This is a genomic window from Syntrophobacterales bacterium, from assembly GCA_019429105.1.
Taxonomy (GTDB): domain Bacteria; phylum Desulfobacterota; class Syntrophia; order Syntrophales; family UBA5619; genus DYTH01.
On sequence record JAHYJE010000018.1, the window covers coordinates 44,126 to 65,940 of the forward strand.

General features: G+C 51.3%; 24 protein-coding genes. 14 read left to right on the forward strand and 10 right to left on the reverse strand.

The window, feature by feature from the left end; all coding sequences use genetic code 11:
* Positions 1-34: 34 nt before the first annotated feature.
* The 4 genes from K0B01_07910 to vsr all read left to right on the forward strand — a co-directional run bounded on the left by K0B01_07910 (position 35) and on the right by vsr (position 3,161).
* Positions 35-538, forward strand: a complete 504-nt coding sequence (locus K0B01_07910) for a DNA cytosine methyltransferase (protein MBW6486052.1) — start codon at positions 35-37, stop codon at positions 536-538.
* A 70-nt stretch (positions 539-608) separates the two neighbouring features.
* Positions 609-1,604, forward strand: coding sequence for a restriction endonuclease (locus K0B01_07915; GenBank protein MBW6486053.1), 996 nt, complete (start codon positions 609-611; stop codon positions 1,602-1,604).
* 68 nt (positions 1,605-1,672) lie between these two features.
* Positions 1,673-2,638 (forward strand): DUF4928 family protein, encoded by a 966-nt coding sequence (locus K0B01_07920; GenBank protein MBW6486054.1) that lies wholly within the window; start codon positions 1,673-1,675, stop codon positions 2,636-2,638.
* A gap of 4 nt (positions 2,639-2,642) precedes the next feature.
* Positions 2,643-3,161, forward strand: a complete 519-nt coding sequence (gene vsr, locus K0B01_07925; GenBank protein MBW6486055.1) for a DNA mismatch endonuclease Vsr — start codon at positions 2,643-2,645, stop codon at positions 3,159-3,161.
* A gap of 118 nt (positions 3,162-3,279) precedes the next feature.
* Here vsr and K0B01_07930 read toward each other — a convergent pair whose 3' ends face one another.
* From K0B01_07930 to K0B01_07950, 5 genes are all read right to left on the reverse strand, one after another.
* Positions 3,280-5,511 carry an HIRAN domain-containing protein gene (locus K0B01_07930; protein MBW6486056.1) on the reverse strand — a complete coding sequence of 744 codons (2,232 nt, stop codon included), beginning with the start codon at positions 5,509-5,511 and terminating at the stop codon, positions 3,280-3,282.
* A 225-nt stretch (positions 5,512-5,736) separates the two neighbouring features.
* The gene (locus K0B01_07935) at positions 5,737-6,078 is read right to left on the reverse strand and encodes a nucleotidyltransferase domain-containing protein (protein ID MBW6486057.1); all 342 of its coding nucleotides are present in this window, start codon (positions 6,076-6,078) and stop codon (positions 5,737-5,739) included.
* 230 nt (positions 6,079-6,308) lie between these two features.
* On the reverse strand, positions 6,309-7,943 hold the full coding sequence (locus K0B01_07940) for a peptide-binding protein (protein ID MBW6486058.1): 1,635 nt from the start codon (positions 7,941-7,943) through the stop codon (positions 6,309-6,311).
* Between the two features lie 322 nt (positions 7,944-8,265).
* Complete coding sequence (locus K0B01_07945) at positions 8,266-8,940, reverse strand: acetate--CoA ligase family protein (GenBank protein MBW6486059.1); 675 nt, start codon at positions 8,938-8,940, stop codon at positions 8,266-8,268.
* Entirely contained in the window at positions 8,934-10,301 is a 1,368-nt protein-coding gene (locus K0B01_07950; protein MBW6486060.1) for a CoA-binding protein, read from the reverse strand. Before K0B01_07950 ends, K0B01_07945 begins: the two co-directional genes overlap by 7 nt.
* Positions 10,302-10,841: 540 nt before the next feature.
* Here K0B01_07950 and K0B01_07955 point away from each other — a divergent pair.
* From K0B01_07955 to K0B01_07970, 4 genes are all read left to right on the forward strand, one after another.
* On the forward strand, positions 10,842-11,561 hold the full coding sequence (locus K0B01_07955; protein MBW6486061.1) for an AzlC family ABC transporter permease: 720 nt from the start codon (positions 10,842-10,844) through the stop codon (positions 11,559-11,561).
* Positions 11,558-11,878 carry an AzlD domain-containing protein gene (locus tag K0B01_07960; protein ID MBW6486062.1) on the forward strand — a complete coding sequence of 107 codons (321 nt, stop codon included), beginning with the start codon at positions 11,558-11,560 and terminating at the stop codon, positions 11,876-11,878. The genes K0B01_07955 and K0B01_07960 overlap by 4 nt, the downstream gene beginning before the upstream one ends.
* Positions 11,879-11,986: 108 nt before the next feature.
* Positions 11,987-13,030: a low-specificity L-threonine aldolase gene (ltaE, locus tag K0B01_07965; GenBank protein MBW6486063.1), complete on the forward strand. Its 1,044-nt coding sequence runs from the start codon at positions 11,987-11,989 to the stop codon at positions 13,028-13,030.
* A gap of 1 nt (position 13,031) precedes the next feature.
* The gene (locus tag K0B01_07970; GenBank protein ID MBW6486064.1) at positions 13,032-13,682 is read left to right on the forward strand and encodes a lysophospholipid acyltransferase family protein; all 651 of its coding nucleotides are present in this window, start codon (positions 13,032-13,034) and stop codon (positions 13,680-13,682) included.
* A gap of 198 nt (positions 13,683-13,880) precedes the next feature.
* Here the strand turns inward: K0B01_07970 and K0B01_07975 are convergent, their stop codons facing one another.
* Complete coding sequence (locus K0B01_07975; GenBank protein MBW6486065.1) at positions 13,881-14,435, reverse strand: DNA-deoxyinosine glycosylase; 555 nt, start codon at positions 14,433-14,435, stop codon at positions 13,881-13,883.
* 401 nt (positions 14,436-14,836) lie between these two features.
* On the opposite strand from K0B01_07975, the gene K0B01_07980 reads away from it, so the two are divergent.
* Positions 14,837-16,417 (forward strand): ATP-binding cassette domain-containing protein, encoded by a 1,581-nt coding sequence (locus K0B01_07980; GenBank protein ID MBW6486066.1) that lies wholly within the window; start codon positions 14,837-14,839, stop codon positions 16,415-16,417.
* An 87-nt stretch (positions 16,418-16,504) separates the two neighbouring features.
* Entirely contained in the window at positions 16,505-16,696 is a 192-nt protein-coding gene (locus K0B01_07985) for a hypothetical protein (protein MBW6486067.1), read from the forward strand.
* A 115-nt stretch (positions 16,697-16,811) separates the two neighbouring features.
* On the opposite strand, the gene K0B01_07990 is transcribed toward K0B01_07985, so the two are convergent.
* Positions 16,812-16,952: a hypothetical protein gene (locus K0B01_07990; protein ID MBW6486068.1), complete on the reverse strand. Its 141-nt coding sequence runs from the start codon at positions 16,950-16,952 to the stop codon at positions 16,812-16,814.
* 104 nt (positions 16,953-17,056) lie between these two features.
* Here K0B01_07990 and K0B01_07995 point away from each other — a divergent pair, with 104 nt between their 5' ends.
* The 3 genes from K0B01_07995 to K0B01_08005 all read left to right on the forward strand — a co-directional run bounded on the left by K0B01_07995 (position 17,057) and on the right by K0B01_08005 (position 19,017).
* On the forward strand, positions 17,057-17,422 hold the full coding sequence (locus K0B01_07995) for a hypothetical protein (GenBank protein ID MBW6486069.1): 366 nt from the start codon (positions 17,057-17,059) through the stop codon (positions 17,420-17,422).
* 115 nt (positions 17,423-17,537) lie between these two features.
* Positions 17,538-17,699 carry a S24 family peptidase gene (locus tag K0B01_08000; protein MBW6486070.1) on the forward strand — a complete coding sequence of 54 codons (162 nt, stop codon included), beginning with the start codon at positions 17,538-17,540 and terminating at the stop codon, positions 17,697-17,699.
* 10 nt (positions 17,700-17,709) lie between these two features.
* Positions 17,710-19,017, forward strand: coding sequence for a DNA polymerase IV (locus tag K0B01_08005; GenBank protein ID MBW6486071.1), 1,308 nt, complete (start codon positions 17,710-17,712; stop codon positions 19,015-19,017).
* 293 nt (positions 19,018-19,310) lie between these two features.
* On the opposite strand, the gene K0B01_08010 is transcribed toward K0B01_08005, so the two are convergent.
* The 3 genes from K0B01_08010 to K0B01_08020 form a co-directional block, all read right to left on the reverse strand.
* The gene (locus tag K0B01_08010; protein MBW6486072.1) at positions 19,311-19,568 is read right to left on the reverse strand and encodes a hypothetical protein; all 258 of its coding nucleotides are present in this window, start codon (positions 19,566-19,568) and stop codon (positions 19,311-19,313) included.
* Positions 19,569-19,610: 42 nt separating this feature from the next.
* The gene (locus tag K0B01_08015; GenBank protein ID MBW6486073.1) at positions 19,611-20,801 is read right to left on the reverse strand and encodes an AAA family ATPase; all 1,191 of its coding nucleotides are present in this window, start codon (positions 20,799-20,801) and stop codon (positions 19,611-19,613) included.
* Between the two features lie 84 nt (positions 20,802-20,885).
* Positions 20,886-21,107 carry a hypothetical protein gene (locus K0B01_08020; protein MBW6486074.1) on the reverse strand — a complete coding sequence of 74 codons (222 nt, stop codon included), beginning with the start codon at positions 21,105-21,107 and terminating at the stop codon, positions 20,886-20,888.
* Between the two features lie 165 nt (positions 21,108-21,272).
* On the opposite strand from K0B01_08020, the gene K0B01_08025 reads away from it, so the two are divergent.
* The gene (locus K0B01_08025) at positions 21,273-21,437 is read left to right on the forward strand and encodes a hypothetical protein (protein ID MBW6486075.1); all 165 of its coding nucleotides are present in this window, start codon (positions 21,273-21,275) and stop codon (positions 21,435-21,437) included.
* Positions 21,438-21,815 lie beyond the last annotated feature (378 nt).

The window sequence follows — 21,815 nt, forward strand, 5'->3', positions numbered from 1 at the left end:
AAAATACGAATAGAATATTCGGGGATACGAATAAATGAAGGCAAAAAGAATTGCTGCTTTCGATAACAGTGCCATTGAGCAATACACGGATGTTTCATATAAAAAGACAGTCGCGGAGTTTTTCGCGGGCATCGGGCTCATGCGGATGGGACTGGAGAGAAAAGGATGGACAATCGAGTATGCCAACGATATCTCCGCAGATAAATATAATATGTATTCCGAACACTTCCATGACGATAATTCCCATTTCGTTCTAGCCGACATACATAATTTGAAGGCTGAAGACATTCCATCAGTCGCTTTGGCCACAGCATCATTTCCCTGCAACGACCTTTCCTTAGCCGGCATGCGAAGGGGTTTGGATGGCAAAGAATCATCGGCGTATTGGGGATTTGTCCGCATACTTGACGAAATGGGCAACCGGCGTCCGCCCCTTGTACTGCTTGAAAACGTTGCCGGATTCTTGACTTCTCATGGCGGCCGTGATTTTCAAGCCATGAATGGCTTGGGCTACAACGTTGACCCCACTGATCATTGATAATGAAATTAATAAATATACGTTTGCACAATATATCAATATCATAACTCATATTCATGAGAGAAAATTTATGACCATAGAATTTAATGTTGGTGAAAAATATACAAACGACCAGATTCGCTTTGCCTTAAATGTAGAAAATTTGGGCGGGATTCGACCCTCTGTTGACGCAGGAAAGCATCTTAACCATTTGGTTATCTTAACCACAACCGAACAGTACCAGAAAAATCTGTCAGAAAATCCTTATCATGACAGAATTGAGAATAATGTTCTGATTTATACAGCCCAAGGAAGAATTGGGGACCAAGAAATCACTGGCCGGAATAGGAGGATTATTGAACAATACTCTGCAGCAATTCCCTTTTATGGTTTCTCAAATGAAGGGAAACAAACATATATTTTTCTTGGATTACTTGAGTTGCTTCGGCATTATCAGGAATATCAGATAGACAAGAAGAATATTTTGAGAAAAGTTTGGGTATTTGAATTTTATATTCATAATGAAATAAGCGTGGTGCCCATTCAACAGGCAAAAACTCTGATAGCTGCAATATTTGAAGATTCAAGGCGAATACGTGATTTTGACAAGGAAGAGAGAGAAGTTGTCGTTTTTGAAACACCGGCCGAATTTTTCGAAAAGACTAGCTATAAGACAGAAGAAATTAGGTCTCAACTTCTGCAAATTAATCCATACCGGTTTGAATCGCTTGTAAGAGATGTTGTCGAATCCAATGGTTTTACAAACGTTACTGTAACTCCCCCATCGCAGGATGGAGGAATCGATGTTGATGCATATGTCTTAGATTCGAATTACTTCTTTTCGAAAACTCATGTTCAATTTCAAGTAAAACGCTGGCGTCATTCTGTAGGCAGTGTTGAGATTAATAATTTTCGAGGTGCATTACAGACCACTGCAAAAGGCGTCTTCGTAACAACAAGCCACTTCACTAAAGCGGCGATTCAGGAATCGGAACATGTCGTCAAACCATGCATTTCGCTCATTGACGGGTTCAAGTTTTCAAAGCTCGTTATGGATACAGGGATAAACCTGAACAAATATTTTTAAGATGTCGATCCTTGTAGAGAATAAAAAAGCTGAATGCCATTCCAGCAAGGGGATAAGGAGACTTTGTCATGACTCAATTAGAGTTGTCTCTCAAGGGGTTTTCAGCGCGATATATGATCAATAGCAAAGGGAAATTTGCCCTCGTCCTTTTTCTGACGCGCAACGCAAGTAACAAAAAATTCCCTTTAACCGCAGAGCATTTTTTAACTCTACAGAAAGGTCAGGTTGCCGGTCTTGGTAAAAGCGCTGTTCAGGCGATTCTTGCAGATCACGGCATTGCACACGTTCTTGCTGAGGAAGGTGGAAGAACAAGTCAAGGAAGTATTCAAAAAATGCGAGTTTACATAGATTTTTTAAATGAACTCGCACAAAAAAACATTCTCGATTTTAGCGCCATAGAAAATTGGTGGATCGACCGCGTAGGAGAATATTTTAGCTCGCATCCATTTGAACTTAAAAGAGAATTTTTCAGCTTCAGGCCGTTCAGTCTTAAGGTTGATTCTTCGAAATCGATCAGAAGCATCGTTTCCGATTTGCTTGAAGCAGCATTTGCAAGACAGCGGGCATGCCCGGGCACTATGGTCGCCGGCGCAGTCATGCAGCACCTGGTGGGGGCGAAAATCTCGACAGCTTTGCCGGATGTCGATGTCGCCCACGAAGGATTCTCTGTTGCCGATGCACCATCAGGAAGAAAAGGTGATTTTCTCATTGGCGACACGGCGATTCATGTAACGACAGCTCCGACCGAAGCGCTGATTCGTAAATGCCGGGACAATCTGGGGCAAAGCCTCAGACCACTGATTATAACCACACAGAGCGGTGTCGGAGGCGCTGTCGCGCTGGCGAAAAATGCGAATATCGCCGATCGGATTGACATTCTGGAAATAGAACAATTTGTCGCCACCAATGTATATGAATGGAGCGCCTTCCAACAGACAAAAAGGAGCATGACCGTCCGCGGGCTCGTTGAATCCTACAACCGCATAATCGATCAGTGCGAAACCGACCCCAGTTTAAAGATCGCAATGGGGTAGCGCGGTGGACACGTTTTCCCCGGAAAAACGAAGCGATATAATGCGCCGTGTACGGTCAGCAGACACAACGCCTGAAAAGAGGGTGCGCGCGCTCCTCCAAAAACTTGGATTCCGGTTTCGCCTCCACCGTAGCGATCTGCCGGGCAAACCGGACATCGTCCTTCCCAAACATAATACCGTGATCTTTGTGCATGGGTGCTTCTGGCACCGACATCCGGGGTGCAATCGCGCAACAACGCCGGCCACTCATCAGGAATATTGGCTTCCCAAGTTTGCACGCACCATTAAAAGCGACGGAGAAACTGTAAAAGAGTTGCGGCGACAAGGGTGGAACGTGGCGATTGTATGGGAATGCGAAACGAAAGACGCATCCAGACTAACTGCTGAACTAATAGGAATCATCGGCCATAACGAACCGCTGCCGCAATCTGCTTCAATTGCCATGGTTGCGGAAGGACAAAAAGCTTACAATATCGGCAGATATTCAACCAAAACAGGCCTACATAAAATTACCCGTTTATGATAACCGGTAAGTTTTGACTAGGGGAGGATTTAGCGGCAACGACTTGTAATATTCCCGACAATATAACTATAATTTGGGTAAGCTGAAAGCATAAAAGGAAACGAAATCGAACAGAAAATCAGGAGATGGTTTCTTCCGTCAACCGGATCAACGTACCGATCTGCTTGATGACGACGGCAACTTCCCAGCGCCATCGTCGGCTTCCCGCCTTTGGGTTGCCCTGTAAGGCATAGCGGACAAGGACGCCGCCAACATGCCCTTGGAGGGAAGCGGACTTGCGCAAGGCGCTTTCAACCCTGAAGCGGAGCTGATGCGGAGCCTGTTTTATGAACTGCGCTTTCATTGAGTGCCAGCCATTGCCCATGTCCGGTTTAATTCCTTGGCCGAAGAACCACGACTCCATGGCGTACATGACTGCCGTGTGCAGACTGTCCGGTATCCGTTCATGTCCAATATCCTCTTCCAACCAGTGCTGGGCCTCGTCGAGACTGTGCTTGGCTTTGCTCAATGCCTTTTCTTGTTCGGTTTCCTTCCTGACAACAACTAATTCCGGTTTCTTCTGGGGACGTTTGCGATACTTTTTCGACCTGTCGGGAGGCTTCAACGGAGCCGCTGCCTGTTTCAGACGCAGGTACAGAGTCATATCATGGTCATAATAAGGATAATGCCGGGCAAAGAGCTCCGCCTCTATCTCCATCCCGTGATCCATCGCCGGTGCGAGTAAGGCGGCGAGGGAGCGCTTGATATATCCTGTTCTGCCGAATCCCTCCAAATATACCGTAATGGCCTTGGGGTCGGCTTGGTTGTCTGTCTCTCTGAGCAGATGGAACCCGCCCTTGCCGATATACCGGTCAAGATCGAGATAGGCGTCCCAGGGTATGTATTTCATGCCGACGACGTTGGTGACGACTTCTCCTCTCTTCAAGAGAGTGTTCACGTCGGGCGGGCCGCTTGCAGAAAGCAGCCATTTTCCGAGGTCCGCGTTCTTCTTAACACTGTTTTCGAAGCCCGAGTAATTTCCGGAAGCGTACCGGTCATATTCCCAGACGGCCCAAAGCATCCGATGTTCTACCAGATTTTGCCGGATTTCATCCCGTCGTTTTTCCACAACGGTGCGGTCTTTTTCCCATGCTTGAGTGATCATCTTGAGAAACAGACCCGTGTCGGCGTGCTGTACACCCTTCATCGCCCAATCTAAATCGCATTCAGCGCTGTATCCATCCAGTAGGGGGACCAGCCGCTCTTTCGCCATGCGCCGGGTGTCGCTCAGAATGGGCAGCGGGCCCTCCTCGACGAATTGCGCGAGAAGCGCCAGTTGAAAGGGATAGGGCAGTGCCGTCACCTTTTCGGGATGCCTTTCCAGGTCGTAGGACCGCCACATGACGGGATTCCCGTGGCTGGTAGGCAGATGCAGCGTATACGGCATATCGGCATAATCACGAAGAAACCCGCCGTCATCGACCAGATCGTCTTCCAGGGCGTAAAGGTTGTCGCCGATGTCATGAGGGCTAAAGCTGTTGCATAAGTGGGAATAGGCCTTCACGAAATCGATGAGTGTGCTTTTGATGGTCTCCTGCCTTCCGGCTTTGCGCAATATCCTCTTGATGCGCAAGGCGCGTTCAAGCACCTGTAGGATAACGCCGCTTTCATCTTGGGTAAGTATGGTGGACGCGAATTTCCACTGGCCCCCATTCCAGGAGCTCGCGCGGATGATCTGATCCAGGGACTCGTAATCCGGTTGCTGCATGCCGCACTGCAACTCAATCTCTTCCTGAAGCAGTTCCCGCCACAAAAGCCGCTCGATGCGGTCTTTCCCGTGTTGATAGGCTGCCGCCAGCGATTCATCTCCTCGGCATCGGTAGCAGATGCCGGGTCGAACGAAGATTGGTCGGAAGAGTTCATTATTGGTCGCTTCACGTCTCGCCCAGTGATGGGAGGCGCCGGTGAGCGGTCGACCGTCCGGGTAACGGCAGGCGCAGGCCACCGTGGCGCCGCACCACCGGCAGTTGTAGAAGGGTTCGACAGCGTGGCTTTCCGGTTTCAGGTCCAGATGGAGGTGGGAACAAGCGTGGACCTTTTCCAGCCAATGCCAGAAGTCGGGCTTGGCCATGACGATAAAATTGACATCATATACGGATGCCGCTCGCGAAAGCCACTCTCTTTTTCCCGGACTGCGGATACTGGAAGCCTTCGCCTGAGCATCGTGGACCGCCTGCTCCCGTTGTTTTTTTGCAAGGCGCAGGTCGCCTCTTTGCCTGCGGACGCTTTCTATTTTTACCTTGAACTGATCATAGGAAACGGCCCTAAAAACATCAAAGAAACTTTCGGGGGAATTACCGCTTTTGTCCATCTCCGTCTTCCTCGGTTGGCCGCTGCCGTCTTCTCTCCCAAGCATCACACAAGCCACGGTAGATTTTCATAAATTCAATTCGCCCTTCCTGGTCGTATGCATAGCTCCTCGCATGCACAATCGAGTATTCGTTTGAACAAGGGTCAAGGGCAACGTGCCCTCCAAAAAAGTCACGCACTGCGTTGACGGATTATCAGTAGGCAGGGTTCAAAAAAGAATTGAATATCAAGCTGCATAGAGAACCTTGCCAGTTCGTTTAATTTCACCGATGAAGGTCTCAGGGGATGCAGACCGAAACTCGTCAGAAGAATATCCAACCATTTCTGCGGCCGATAGGTATTGAGCCAGCAAACGGGCAAGTGTAGCTTGTATCTCAAACATCTTCTTACCTTTAAAATCTGGGGATATGATGGCAAGATCAATGTCGGAATGAGCCCGCGGAGTTCCTTTCGCATATGAACCGTAAAGGATTATTTTCTCCACCGCTATGCGATTTGCGATTAATATTTCTGCAAGGCTATTTATGATTTTTTTGATTTCAGATACGGTGTATTTTTCTTTAACCATAGGATGATCCTCTTTGTCTGTCTTAAATATTCTGAGGCTATTTTACTGTTGAGCTCCTTTGAAAGTCGCGTGAAATCTTCGGGATAGCGTGTCGGAACGCTTTGAAGGTTTATAGCATTTACAAAAGACTGCATAACCTCCGGTAGAGTAATGCTGCCAAGTTCCAGAAGTCGATTCAGGTTATGCCGGAGGATGCTTTATCACAGACAGCAACTTATTCAAATATCTCACTACTCCTTCATGACAAATTTCTGTTCCGTTTTCGGCGCGTACCATTTGATGAAATTGTGGCCGATCCCGAGCGGGGCGACTTCGATGCCGCGGAAGCGGGCGCTGACGATCGGCAGGGCGTCGGGCACATAGAGGAAAAGGTATGGCTGTTCGTCGGCGAGGAGCTCCTGGATTCTGTCATAATAGCGTTTTCGGAGGGGCTGGTCGAAGGTGCTCCTTGCCTTTTCGATTAGCGAATCAACCTCGGGATTTTTGTACGAGATAAAATTCAGTTCCTCCGGCCCCGTCTTGCTGGAGTGCCAGACGTCGTAGATGTCCGGATCCAGGGGAATCGTCCAGCCGAGGAGTGTCGCGTCAAACTTCCTTTTGTTGATGAAATCATTCACAAAAGCGGCCCACTCGATAACCCTCAACTTGGCCTTGATGCCGACCTCGGCCAGACGCTGCTGAATAATTTCTGCGGTCTTGGCCCGCACCTCGTTTCCCTGGTTCGTAATTATTTCAAACTCGAAAGGACGTCCCTCTTTATCCAGGATGCCGTCGCCGTTACGATCCTGCCAACCGGCCTCGGCCAGAAGCGCCTTCGCCTTTTGCGGATCGTACGGATAATCGCGCACCTTCGGGTTATATACCCAGGTCCCCGGCTTAAACGGCCCGGTGGCAATTTTACCCAGTCCCAGCAGAATACCGTCGATTATCTCCTGCCGGTTTATCGCATAGGCAAGCGCCTGGCGAACCCGTTTGTCGGCAAAAAGGGGGTTTTTCAAGTTGTATCCCAGATAGGTGTATGAATTGGAAAGATACAGATATTTTTGATAGTTTTTTTTGAAAAGATTGTTTTCCGTCTGCCTTTTGTACTGAAGCGGGGTCAGCCCCATCCGGTCAATGCCGCCCGCCCGCAATTCCAGAAACATCGTTGCCGAATCCGGGATAATCCGCAGGATATAGCCGTCGATATAGGGCCGGCCTTCGAAATAGTCCCGATTGGCAACAAGCACGATTTTCTGGCCGCCGACCCACTCCTTGAATTTGTAACCCCCTGTGCCGACCGGGTGGCGGCCGAGCGAGGAACGGGTGATATCTTTTCCGTCCAGGAGATGCTGCGGCATGATGCCGATCGACCAACTCATCAAGGCGGGGGCAAACGGTTTGTCGTACGTCGCCCTGAATGTAAAATCATCAATAACTTCTGCCTTCTTCACCTTCAGAAAGTCGCCTGCATAAGCGGTTGGCGTACGGGGATCGATGGTAACCTGGTAGGTGTAAAGCACATCCGCTGCGGTGAAAGGGGCGCCGTCGTGCCAGCGAACCTTCCGGCGCAGGTGAAAGGTTATGACGAGCCCGTCGGGGGATATCTCCCATGATTCGGCCAAATCACCGACAACCCTTAAATCCTTGTCGTACTTGACAAGGCCGTTGTAGATGAGACCGGCAATTTCGTGGGAGGTTGAATCGGAAGCAAGCAACGGGATGAGATTGGAGGCGTCGCCGATCGAACCTTCAACGATAATGTCGCCATAGGCCGGAGCTTGCGAAGCAGTTGGTCCCGCAAGAGGCGCCTTTTCCTGGCTGCCGCAGGACGACACCAGCAGGCAAAATATCAAAAGAATAATATTGCGTTTCACTTCTCTCACTTGAAAATGAAGTTTGACGCCCTCGTAAAAAGTCCCAACTTTCCTCCCCCTTGATGGGGGAGGGTTAGGGTGGGGGTGATAAGCTACTGTATTGCCGTCTGTTCTTTCCCCCTCCCCTTCATCCCCTCCCGCCAGGGGAGGGGAAAATTGACTTTTTGCGAGTTCATCAAGTTTAATGTTCATAAAATGCGTGCATAAGCAACCGATCCGGACGCGACGGAGCGCGTCCCTCCATTTTGATCCTGCTTTGTGACGGCTTGCCGCCATGAGAGTTTCATCTGATGAAAGATTCCCCCGCCGCCCCATTTGCCTTGTCCGGTTTTTACTTCAGCACGAAGCGTGCATCCCCTACTACGCAGCGCTCCGGGGAACAAAAGAGCGGATTCAGGTCAATGGATTCAATAAATTCATGAATCTCCATAACCAGCCCGGAAAACGCGATTAGCGTCCGGGTCAATGCCTCCCGGTTGACCGGCGGGGCGCCCCGGTAACCTTCCAGCAAGGGATGAGCTTTAAGACATTTAATCATTGAATTAACGTCGTTTTTTTGCAGGGGAGCCATCCGGATACCCGTATCCTTGTAGAGCTCCACTTCCGTACCCCCCATCCCGAAAAGAATGACCGGGCCGAACTGGCTATCAACCTTGGCGCCGGCCATCATTTCCAGACCGGAGACCATTTCTTCAACCAGCATCCCGGTAAAGCCCTTCATCGTGCGGAACCGCTCGAAGGCCGCAAAAAGCGAATCGTCATTATTGATTCCGATCACAACCCCTCCCGCATCGGATTTATGCATGATGTCGGGCGAAACGACTTTTGCAGCAACCGGATATCCCTTTCCCCGGCAAAAGCGGGTTGCTTCTGCGAAGCTTGCGGCCATCGTAAAACGGGGAACGTCGATCCCCGAAAGACGCAGGATATTCTTTGCATCCGGTTCCAACACCCACCCACTGCCCTTGGACTTCTCCAGTATCTCCCTGATTTCATTTTTCAGCATGGTTTGCACCTCTTCAACGCCGCGGCCATCAGCACCGCCGCTTCAATCGAGTGAGCCACCGGAACTCCATTGAGCTCAAATCCCTCGATCATCATCTCATATTTTTCCACATGCGGCACATAGGCGATTAGCGCCTTCCCCGCCTTTTGAAAAATGGAACTCAGCCTCGCCCCCAGATCGGAGGTGATTCCGGGGGTGTAGGGAAGAAGCAGCATCAAGACGCAGTCAATTTCCGGCATGGCGCTTAGATGACTGGCCACGGCGATAAAGTCTTCGTCCACGCCGCTGCCCGTCAAATCAATGGGGTTGGAAAGCGAAGCGATGTTCTTGATGCTGTCGGAGATCCCTTCCTTGAGCAGTTCCTGCTCCCGGGGAGCGAGCTGCGGCACTTGCAGGCCCTGGGCCGCGCAGACATCGACGGTGATGGCGCCATGCCCGCCGCTGCAGGTAACAATCGCGACCTTGCCGTCAATGGGCGTTTGATAACAGCTTAGAGCTTCACAAAAGGAGATTAGCTCCAGTTCATTTTTCGCCTCCACTACGCCCATTTGCGCCATTACCTGAGAAAATACCTCATAATCGCCGGCAAGGGAGGCGGTATGGCTCGAAACCGCTCTGCTCCCGCCGGGGCTCTTTCCGGATTTGATCATAATAACCGGCTTCTCGCAGGCGGCCGCAGCAAGGACAAAGTCCCGCCCCTCTCCCTCGGCAAAGCCTTCGACATAAAAGGCGATAACCTTCGTTGCCGGGTCATTTTCGAGATACCGCAGCAGATCGATTTCCCTGATCAGCGCCTTATTCCCGATACTTACCCCGAGGGAGAGTCCTATCCCCTCTTCCTTGAATTTGAGCATGACGTCCACCAGGATGCCCCCGCTCTGACTTACCACCGCCACATTCCCAGGCTCCGGCCTGATCATGCGCTCGATCGGCAAAAAGAAAGTATCCACGATGGCCGGGGCGTAAATGCCAAGGCAATTCGGGCCGACAAAGGGGAAATCGGCTTTTTTTGCCAGAACCGCGAGTTGTTCCTGGAGGTCATGGCGACCGATTTCGGAAAACCCTCCCGAGATGATCACGGCGCCACCCACCTTGGCCTCGATGCACCGAGAAAGAATCTCGGGCACCTGTTCGGCGCGGGCGGCAATTACAGCCAAATCAATTCTTTCAGGAATATCGGATATTTGTTTGAAAACCGCCTCCCCCTGCAGGACTCCCCCTCGGGGATTGACCGGATAGACCTTTACCGGATAGCGCAGCAGGTTTTTTCGGAAAATCACGTTGGCCGGATTTTGGTCGTTCTGCAGTGAAACGCCGATTACCGCCATGGTTTTTGGTTGAAAAAGATAGCTAAAATCCATTGTTAATCCCTCTCACTGATCCTTGGACCTTCGAATGATAAAGCCTCTATGACTGGGGATCATACCTCAGGAGGCGTTGATTGTCCATTGAACATTGATCAAGTTGAGAGATATCGGTTGACAAGATTCATTCTTTTGAGGCAATTGCAAAACTCTCACATTCTGTCATTCCCGCAATGATTTTAAGCGGGAAAACGAAGTTTAATGTTCATAATCTGGTTCTAACTGCTTGAAAAACCGTATTCCCGATAGAAGTATTGTGTACATTAAGCTCCGCTTTCGGGAATGACAAATAGTTTTGCAATTGGCTCTTTTATATGAAAAACTCCATGCGGCAGCAAGACCCTTCAACGTATGCAGGCGACGCAGTTGGCATTCTTGCTTTTCTTCAGCCCCGGCGTACTTTATTTCAGTCAGTTATAGTGGACACCAAGGCCCACAGGCGAATCGTCGAAGCACAAAAGATCATCCTTCAGTATGGGATCGAACCGGTGAATTTACTTATAAAAAACCTCGATTACGTGGAGAGTGTCAGGGAATATGAATTCTGGTTCTTCAGATAAAAATTTTTCGCTCAGCACTTTCAGAAAAGGATTCGCCGCCGCCTGGCCCGTCTGCCTTGGCTATATTGCGGTCGGATTGGCCTTTGGCGTAATTGCCCGGAAGGCGGGCCTCCAGCCGCTGGAGGTCGGCTTGATGTCGCTTTTTGTTTACGCCGGCAGCTCCCAGTTTATCGCTGCCGCGATGATCGGCAGCGGCGCCGGATTATTGCCGATCGTTCTCACCACATTTGTCGTCAATCTTCGCCATCTGCTGATGAGCTCGGCTTTATCGCTCCATCTGCGCGGATTGAGCGGCCCCCGGACGGCGCTTTTCGCCTATGGCGTTACCGACGAGAGCTTTGCAGTGAACTCCGCCCTTTTTCGTCAAGGCAACTGGAACTGGCAGACAGCGCTTGTTGTCAATCAGATAAGCAACCTGGCCTGGGTGGCAAGCACGATTGTCGGCAGCATGTTAGGCAGCTTTGTGCCGGATGGCGCGTTGGGGCTTGACTATGCGCTGACAGCCATGTTCATCTGTCTTTTGGTATTTCAGGTCAGGGATTCGCTGCAAGCTCTAATAGCCCTGCTTTCAGGAATCCTTGCCGTCGCCATTGCGCTTTTCGTTCCGGGCAATTACCATGTTATCCTTGCCTCATTTTTCGCGGCGACTATCGGCCTGATACTCCGGAGAAGAAAAAAGGCGCGTGAAAAGTCATGAACATCGAGATATTGATAATCATCCTCTGCATGGGCGCCGTCACGTATATCCCCCGCTGGGCGCCGCTTTATCTTTTGTCTCGCCGCAAGCTGCCGCCCTGGTTTATCGAGTGGCTCGATTTCATTCCCGCAGCAATCCTCAGCGCGCTTATCCTCCCGTCCATCCTGACGCTCGGCGAACCAAGGCATTTGGATGCCTTGACCCCGGAGTTTCTCCTGGCGCTTCCTACCCTTTTTGTCGCCGTCAAAACCAGATCGCTGGCAGCAACGGTTCTTGCCGGCATGGGCTTATTCTGGATAGTCCAGAGATTTTTATGAAGTTGATTATTGCTTAAAATGCACGTAAATGTTATGGCCAGCCCCATTGAACAGCATCTCAAAAAGCTCCGCCCGGATAGAGTTTTTATTAAACAAGAGGTCTTGATTATGAATTATGTTGATTTAAGGAGCGATACGGTAACGCTGCCGACAACGGAAATGCGCAAGGCGATCTTTGATGCCGATCTGGGCGACGATGTTTTCACCGAGGATCGAACGGTGAACAAACTTCAGGATCTGGCGGCCAAACGTCTCGGGATGGAAGACGCCCTTTTGGTCGCCAGCGGTACAATGGGAAACCTGGTCTCCGTACTTGCCCACTGCGCCCGCGGCGAGGAGATCATCCTCGGCGACATCTCTCATATTTTTCTGAACGAGGCGGGCGGCATATCCGCGCTCGGCGGCGTTTTTCCCCATACCCTGCCCAATCAGCCCGACGGAACACTCAGGCTCGAGGATATCGAAAAAGCCATCCGCGCCGAGAACATCCATTTTCCCCATACCCGCCTGATCTGCTTGGAAAACACCCACAACCGCTGCTACGGTGCCGCCTTGACGCCGCAATACACGGCCTCCGTTGTCGCCCTGGCCCGCAGCCGCGGCCTTCATGTTCACCTTGATGGCTCGCGCATCTTCAATGCGGCCTGCGCCCTCGACATAGATGTCCGGGAACTGACGAAAGGGGTTGACTCGGTCAATGTCTGCCTTTCCAAGGGATTATCCGCACCGGTAGGCTCGCTTATCTGCGGCGGCAAGGATTTTATCGCACGGGCAAGGCGGATCAGAAAAATGGTGGGCGGCGGGATGCGCCAGGCGGGGATTATCGCCGCGGCCGGAATTGTCGCCCTGGAAACAATGGTCGCTCGTCTGTCCGAAGACCATGAAAATGCACGCATTCTTGCAGAGGGAATCGTGAACATTCCGGGGCTGGCCGCGGAACCGGCGCGGGTACAGACCAACATTGTCTATCTCGACCTTCTTGCTCAAAATTTCACCGATGAGGAATTAATGGCTCAACTGGCGGCAAACGGCGTCAGGCTGCTGCACACCGGCCCCTCTCGCTTCCGGATGGTCACCCACTACGGCATCGACCGGGATGCAATCGACAGGGCTTTGACTGCGCTTGGCAATGTAATGAGAAAAAAGGGCTGAAATGGCGAAGAAGATCGACATCATTCTGACTTCACAGCCTTTTATCGGTTTTTTATACCATTTTATCCGCCTCTATTCGGGCACGCTGCGGCTGAAGGTTGAAAACGAATCCCCGTGGCAGAAACACCTCGAACAGGGCGGGCGCGTTCTTTTGTGCGCCTGGCATCAACAGTTTTTCGGGGCCATCCGTCATTTTCAGAACTATCGCACCCTGCAACCGAGCTTGATGATCTCCAAAAGCAAGGACGGGGAAATCATCGCCGGGGTGGCCCTCCGCAGCGGCTGGACGCCCGTCCGCGGCTCCTCTTCCCGGGGCGGACGGGAGGCGATGAAGGAAATTGTCAATAAGCTTAAAGAAACGGGCCTGGCCGCCCACATCGTTGACGGACCGCAGGGGCCGGCCGGAGTCGTCAAAAACGGATTGATCGCCATCGCCCAATACGCCGACGCGGTGATTGTCCCCTTTTACGTCTTTGCCGACCGGGCCTGGCATTTCAACAGTTGGGACCGCTTTTTTCTCCCGAAGCCCTTCTCCCGGGTGACGATCCGGTTCGATGAGATGATTCATCTGGCGCCGGCGGAAAATGAAGCGGAATTCGAGGCGCAGCGGAAGTCTGTCGAAAAAACAATGCTCCCGCATCTGCACCGCTGATCTCGAACCGCCCCCGTAAGCGGAATCAATAATGTTTATGGTTTCAAGTTGTTTGTAGTGGGTAGTCGAAAAGTGTTTGACGCACTCTCCCACCCCGAAAGGCGGAAACATCGGCAGCATTTGCGCTCCCTCCCCCCTGCGGTCACAACGCACTCCCTCACCTTCAAGGGGAGGGCCGGGGTGGGGATGGGTTAAAGATTAAGCAGAAATTAATCGAGCTGTTACCGAACGGCATATCCCGTAAGACGTTGCGAAATAACATGACCGGGCCAGAATCCTCCAGGCTTCCAGCTTGCGCTCGTACGAAATTGCCGCATAGGCCGGGCTGGTCGAAGGCAGCAGATGGCAGGCCAACGCCCGGGACTTCAACAGTGGTTTGACCCGCTTTAAAAAGGTCAGCTCGGCCTTCCTGCCGTTAAAGAAAACCGCAGTTATCTGAGGATATTGAGCAAAAAATAATTCAAAATCATTAACAATTTCTGAATCTTTGGCGATGCCTGCGTCAAGGCTGCTTTCCCGCGTGCAGGACGCAAGCACATCCCACAGGGCGATTCCGTTGAATTTCAGAATGCTCAACCGCTCTTGATAGGAAAGATCCGGAATAGCGCCGAAGAGTTCCCCCATGATCGGCCAGAAATGGTTGCGGGGGTGGGCGTAGTACTGGCCGGCGGCAAGGGACGCCCGGCCCGGCATGCTTCCCAGCACAAGCGCCTGGGCAGCGCCGTCGGCAACCGGCAAAAAAGAGTGAAGCATTATCATCTCAGACCCAACCAAATAAAAATGCGTTTTTAGACTGATACATCCATCGATAATGAAAAACAAGCCCTATCGGCTAACTCACTTTGAATCTTTCAGTTTGAGCCAATTGCAAAACTATTTGTCATTCCCGAAAGCGGAGCTTAATGTACACAATGCTTCTATCGGGAATACGGTTTTTCAAGCAGTTAGAACCAGATTCCCGCTTAAAATCATTGCGGGAATGACAGAATGTGAGAGTTTTGCAATTGCCTCAGTTTGTTATTAATTTGCAAAATAACCGTTGCCTTAAGGCCAGCTTTGTTGTATGAGGTCCTCGACCTTAAAACCACGGGGCTCGACCCTGTGGTTTTTTATTTAGGGCAATTGAGCAGGAGCAACCAAAGAGGAATGAAAAAATGATAAACGTATCCAATGTCACCCTTGCCTACGGCAAAAAGACGCTGTTCAAAGAGGTAAATATCAAGTTCACGCCGGGCAACTGCTACGGCGTCATCGGCGCCAACGGCTCGGGGAAATCCACCTTTCTGAAGATTCTCGCCGGCGACGTGGAGCAGGACACGGGCGAGATATCCGTCGGTTCCCGGGAAAGGATCTCGGTGCTCAGCCAGGACCAGTTTGCCTTTGATGAAGAAACGGTCATCGACGTAGTCATCATGGGGCATAAAAGGCTCTACGAAGTGATGGCCGCGCGCGAGGCGATCTACGCCAAGCCCGATTTTTCAGAGGCGGACGGGGTTGTCGCCGCGGAATTGGAGGCGGAATTCGCCGAAATGAACGGTTACGAAGCTGAAACCGATGCGGCGGTGCTGCTAAACGGGCTGGGCATCCCCGAAGCGCTCTGTTCCCGGAAAATGACGGAACTCGACGGAGGCAACAAGGTGCGCGTGCTGCTCGCCCGGGCCCTCTACGGCAATCCGGACGTCCTTTTGCTCGACGAACCGACAAACCACCTGGACCTTAGTTCCATCGCCTGGTTGGAGGATTTTCTCTCCCGCTTCCGCAACACCGTCATTGTTGTCTCCCACGACCGCCATTTTCTGAACCAGATCTGCACGCACATTGCCGATATCGATTTCGGGAAAATCCGCGTGTATGCGGGCAATTACGACTTCTGGTACCAGGCAAGCCAGATGATCGTCCAACAGAAGCAAAACGAAAACCGCAAGGCCACGGAAAAGGCGGATGAATTGAAGGCCTTTATCCAGCGCTTCAGCGCCAACGCCTCCAAATCGAAGCAGGCCACCTCCCGGAAAAAACTCCTTGAAAAACTGACCATCGAAGATCTGCCGGTTTCCTCGCGCAAGTATCCGTTTATCCAGTTTAAACCGGAGCGCCCCTGCGGAAACACCATCCTCGAGATCACCGGGCTCGGCAAGGATGTTCAGGGGGTTTCCGTGTTAAACAACCTGAACCTCACCCTGCGCAAAGGGGACAAGATCGCCTTTGTCGGGGGCGATGGCCTGGCCAAGACTACCCTCTTCCAGATACTCGCCGGGGAGATAACCCCGGACAGGGGAAGTTTCCGCTGGGGAACAACGATTACCCCAGCCTATTTTCCGAAGGAAAACAGCGCCTATTTCCGGGGCAATCTGACTCTGGTGGACTGGCTCTGTCAGTTTCCCCCTTGCGATGGAGAGAGCTTCGCCCGGGGTTTCCTCGGGAGGATGCTCTTTTCCGGCGAAGAGGCGCTAAAGAAAACCAGCGTGCTTTCCGGCGGGGAACAGGTGCGCTGCATGCTCTCCCGGATGATGCTGACCGGCGCCAATGCCCTGATTCTTGACGAGCCCACCAATCACCTCGATCTGGAATCGCTCACGGCCCTGAACAACAGTCTCGTTGCCTTTCCGGAGGTAATCCTAATGGCTTCCCGCGACTACGAGCTGGTCTCCACCGTCGCCAACCGCATCGTCGAGATTACCCCCGACGGGTTAATTGACCGGGCGATGGGCTTCGAGGAATATCTGCAGGCCAGTTGAGCTGAATTGAAAAATACCATTGACAAGCATTTTTGAACGGGGTATCAGCACATCTTAATAAATGAACGTTCACTCATACGTGAGGAGATGAATCTGAAAACTTCCGACAAACGCAGGGAAATTATTAACGCGGCGCTGAAGTTGATGGCAGAACAGGGCTTTCATGGCGCGCCAATGGCGATGATCGATGCAAACCAGTCCAGCTCCGATCTGTTGAGGATGAAACAGGAGCTCGTCGGCGGACAAATGAAAAAAAACAACATTCGGGGGCAAAGGTAAAGTATAACACTCCCCGAAAACTGGACAGGGTAATAAGGTGCATGTTAGGTTGCCACAGACCGAATGAGGAGGGTAAAGATGGCAGAGAACATGCGAAAGAATCACGATGCGGCTTTTAAGTGGGAATGTCAACCGAAAATTGACCAACCTGGTAGCGCTGCGAAAGTTCAACGAGCGTCTGCTCGCCTTTTAGTGCCTCCAGCGCCACTTCTGCCTTAAATGCCGGTGCGTGATTCCTTCTTGGTCTCTTGCTCATTTGCTGCTCCTCCTTGCCTCCATTATGGAGCAGCTTTACCACTTATGTCACTGTCCTTTTTTGCCAGACCAGCTCACCCACAGCTCTTTGACGGATAGAAGCCCTTGATCCTTGAAGGGAGAAAAGGGGATTTATTTTCTTCTAAGAATAACGACAAAACCCGCCGAACCGGACGCTTGAGAGGACGGCGGGAAGCGGGCGGTGGCGCTTCGCGGCAAAATCCTTGGCCGCCGCCACTCATTTTTTTCGTTAGGCGGACCTTGAGATCAGATTTCTTTGTTCCATTAACCGCCCGTTGGAAAAAGTTGGACGGCGATCAGGAAGTCGGCCAGGACGGAAAGTCCATCAATTCAATCTATCCTCGTTCAAATGCAGGCCAATCAAAAAATAATTGTCCAAATAACGTGCAACGCTGCACCCCTCTTCCTTTACATTTTGTTCCGCATTTTAAAAATGACGACACCCCTTGACAATAGAACGACTGTTCTATATATATCAGCCATGCAAGAGAATCATTCAATTGAAAGAGCGCAAAGCCGCATCGCATTTTCCGGGAATTGCCGAAGGCTTCCCCGGGTGGGCGGGGTGCAGGATGGGTTCCCCTCGCCTGAGGATGAGGCCCTCTGCGATGTCCTGTCCATTGAGGGATATCTGATCGCACGGTCGGAATCATTTTTTTTGCTGAAGGTCAGCGGCGATTCTATGAACGGCATCGTCACCGCCGTGATCCGCAAATATAAAAGGTAGCCTTCTTGTCATGAACGAAACCCTGTTTTGCCTCCATTCCTGGCCCCGGGCCATTGTCCACATCGATGGCGACGCCTTCTTTACGTCCTGCGAGGAGGCGATCCATCCGGAGCTCAAGGGGAAGCCGCTGATCACGGGCGGCGAACGGGGCATCGTGGCCTGCGCCAGCTATGCCGCCAAAAAGATCGGCGTCAAACGGGGCGTGCCGCTGCACGAGGCGAGGAATATCTGCCCCGGCCTGATCGTGCTGCCTTCCGATTACGAGACCTACAGCCTGTTCTCGCGGCGGATGTTCAGCATCATGCGGCGCTTTACCGATCAGGTGGAAGAGTACTCCATTGACGAGGCTTTTGCCGATATTACGGGAATGCGGCGGGCACTGCACTCTTCTTACGAAGTGATTGCGGCCAACATGAAGAAGGAGATCGATCGGGAACTGGGGCTGACCGTCACGGTGGGGTTGAGCATCACCAAGGTACTGGCCAAGGTGGCCTCCAAACACCGGAAGCCGAACGGCCTGACCCTTATCCCGGGCCGGGAGATTGCCGCTTATCTGCTAGACCTGCCGGTGGAGAAGGTCTGGGGAATCGGGCCTGCGACCACAAGTTACCTGAGCAAGCTGGGGGTCAAAACGGCCCTGGAATTTGTCCGGTTGCCCGAGGCCGTGGTGAGGAAGAAATTCACGAAGCCGGGCGTCGAGACCTGGCAGGAGCTTCGGGGAGAGTCGGTCTATCCCGTCACGACGGAGGAAAAGAGCGCCTATGCCTCGATCAGCAAGATGAAGACCTTTGCCCCCGCGACCAGCGACCCGGACTACCTCTTTGCCCATCTGCTGCGAAATCTGGAATCGGCCTGCATCAAGGCCCGCCGCTACCAACTGGCGCCGCAAAAGATCGTTTCCATACTGAAAAAGCAGAACTTCGAGAGCGCTGCCTGCGAAATCAAGCTCACCCGCCCGTCCAGCCGGCCACTGGATCTATCCGCTCTTCTGCACGAGGCGTTTCTGGATTCATTCAGGAAAGGTGAGCTTTACCGGGCCACAGGGATTGTGCTTCTGAATCTCGTTCCCGACACGGTCAGGCAGTATGACCTCTTTGAAGATCCCGTCCAGGCGGAGAAGATCAGGGCCGTTTATGCCGCCATCGATGAACTCGGCAGTAAATACGGGAAACATACGCTGCATTTGGGCGGCACCCATGCCATCGAGACCCGGGGCGCTGGAAAAAGGGGGGCGCCGACAGTCAGGGAGCAAACGCGGTTTTACGGCGAAACCAGGCGCCAGCATTTGGGCCTGCCGATTCTGCACGTCAAGGTTTGAGCGACGACGGGCGTTGCCGGAGGGGGCGGGCGTTTTTGCCCTGCCTTTCTGCAGGCAGGAGCCCTTCAACAAATCAGGCCAGGATAAGCGAGGGGCTCAAATCGTCGCCGTCCGGGGAAGAAGGCTATTCGTAGATTTTTTCGTCCGCGGCGAACGCCTCGGCGGCATCCGCCTCATAATCGCGCCTGTTAGGGGTTTTCCCGGTTTTTTCCCGCTTCCTTAGTACCATTCGTGGGAGCCAATTGCAAAACCATTTGTCATTCCCGAATGTCTCTATCGGGAATATGGTTTTTTCAAGCAGTTAGAACCAGATTCCCGCTCAGAATCGTTGCGGGAATGACAAGAATGGGGAGTTTTGCAATTGCCTCGTGGGCGACAATCATCGACATGGCCTCGCTTGTGCCGGTCCAGATCGTCGCCAGCCGGATATCGCGAAAAATCCGCTCCACCGGAAAGACATTCATATAGCCAATCCCCCCGAGAACCTGCAGCGAGTTATGAGCCGCCTTCTGACACGATTCGGTAATGAATCGCCTGGATTCGGAGATCAGGCGCCTCGCCTAATAGTGTGGCTGTCCCCGATTATTATGAGATTAAAAACCTATCAGGAAAAGAGGTCGCTTGATTCCTGCGATTTCGTTGCCTTGAGCAAGAATCAGATTTTTCTTGCCCTCGAATCCCTTGAACTGCTCACGCCCCTTGCCCGGTCCGCCGATTTCGATGACATACGATTCAGTATCAACCTGCACCAGATAATCAGGGGTTTTGGCTCCCCTGGTCGATTTCAGATAGTTGAATGAAATGCCTTTGGCTATCATCATTTCAGCGAAAAATTCTTCCCTGAGAGCTCCGATTGCGGTTTCATAGGATTGAAACAGAAGCCGATAGGGTAGGCGCATCAGGATCTTCGGCTCCTTCATGACATTTGTCCCGGCAGGCAGAACGCATTTCAACACAAATGCCTGTTCAAGAAGGTGCACATACTGTTCTGCCTTGTATTTGGTGATCTTCAAGTTATTCGAGAGCGATGAATAATTGATGCCATCGGGCGGCGAAGAACCGATAAAGCGCATCAGCCTGTGCAAAATGGGGATTTCGTCTGTCAGAAGCCTGCCGATCAGTGGAATGTCACTGGTAATGATTTTGTCCAGAGTGTTTCCCAGGAGCGGTAAAATGTCCGGCTCTTCAAGGGCAAAGGGGAACAGCCCGCCTTTGATAAAGTTATCGAAATGAATCTCCTGGCGAATATGGGCTGCATTCCATTGCCGCCCTAGAAGCTGAGCTATAGAAAGTGTGGGCAGTGCAAGTTCCTTGGTGAAATAAAGGTACTCCCGGAAACTGAAAGGGTTGATGGCGACCAGTTTTACCCTTCTCGATAGATCGTAGGCGGTTTCCTGTAGCGACAGCGCGACAGAGCTGGAAAAAACGATGCGCAAATTCAGGAAGTCGTATGCTTTTTTCAAATCCCGTGCGTACTGTTTCTCATGATGAATTTCATCAACGAGGAAGAGAGTGAATTTGTACTTCTCATTGAGGCTTTGAATGGTCTGAAAGAGGCCGTCAATCTCCACAGAATCCAGCGAGAGATAGCAGGCGGTATCGGGGAAATGAGCCAGAAGCTGCTTCAGAATTACTGTTTTCCCTGAACCACGAGGCCCGACAAGAGCTATCTGATGTTTGCCCGTATCTTCAAGAATGCTCTGATAAACAAACCTTGTGCGCTGAAGGGCCTTTCCTTGCGCCAGGGCAGCTTCATTCAGTTGGAGAACTGTTGTTATATCCATGCGATGACCATACACTTCATGTACATCTTAGTCAATCATTTTCTAAGATGCATATCATTTTGGAAAAGAGTTTAACAAAAAGCTTTATGCGGCCGCCTGCCTAATGGCTCCATTGCGCCGATCACCAACTGGCTCCCTTTCAAAATCGGTAAGGTAATTTTCCCCGTCCACCGTTTTCAGTTTCAGTCGGTGACATTTTATCACCGACTCGCTGCCTTCTTTTTTTAAGCGTTCTTTCAGTTTATTCCAATATTTCCTGACGGTCTGGTAATCGGCCTGCTTGATTGACACCTGAATCTTTTTCATCGCAAATATGTTCATAAATTTTTCCGCGGAGATCATCGGTATCACCCCCCTTTCACAGGGGATCATACCACTTCAACTCAAACTCCGGGTGGTACACTTTTCGTTACCATTTTTGGTACACTTTAGCATTATCGGTGACAACATGGGAGACCAGAGGAGGGTGGCGTGGATACAGCCGCCCTGGGTGCGGATGATTTCTTTGCCGAAGGTGATAGCAACCCCGACTTCGGAGCAGTAGTTGATATTGCGGGTGCTCTCCTTTGCCAACTGATCGTTCCAGCTACGGTAACATTTGCTTTTTCTTTTGACTTGTCAAATACTTGCAAATAACAAAAGGGTTCTTCGAACTCACGGCTCATAATTGTTGCCGGAGCTTTCGACACAAAGCCATATACGATTATAAATATTGGGAAATATTATAACAGAAGCAGGATATTCCCTTGACATCAAAAAAACGCAGGCATATAAGGCCCGCACATTAAAAATTTCATGCCATGAACACTATGTCAGGATTGGTCTGCTAACACTGCTATAGGTGGAGAAGAAGATAGAACAGGACACTAATTAAATTATAAAAACCATCACTGCTGTCCCAACGTTAATCGAATAGATTCAACTGGTTGCTGGGATGGTCCTCCTGGTTTGTGTAGATGACATTTGAAAGTGCTTGATAAATTGGCGTTTTCTCGAAAAGGGTTACACTCAGAA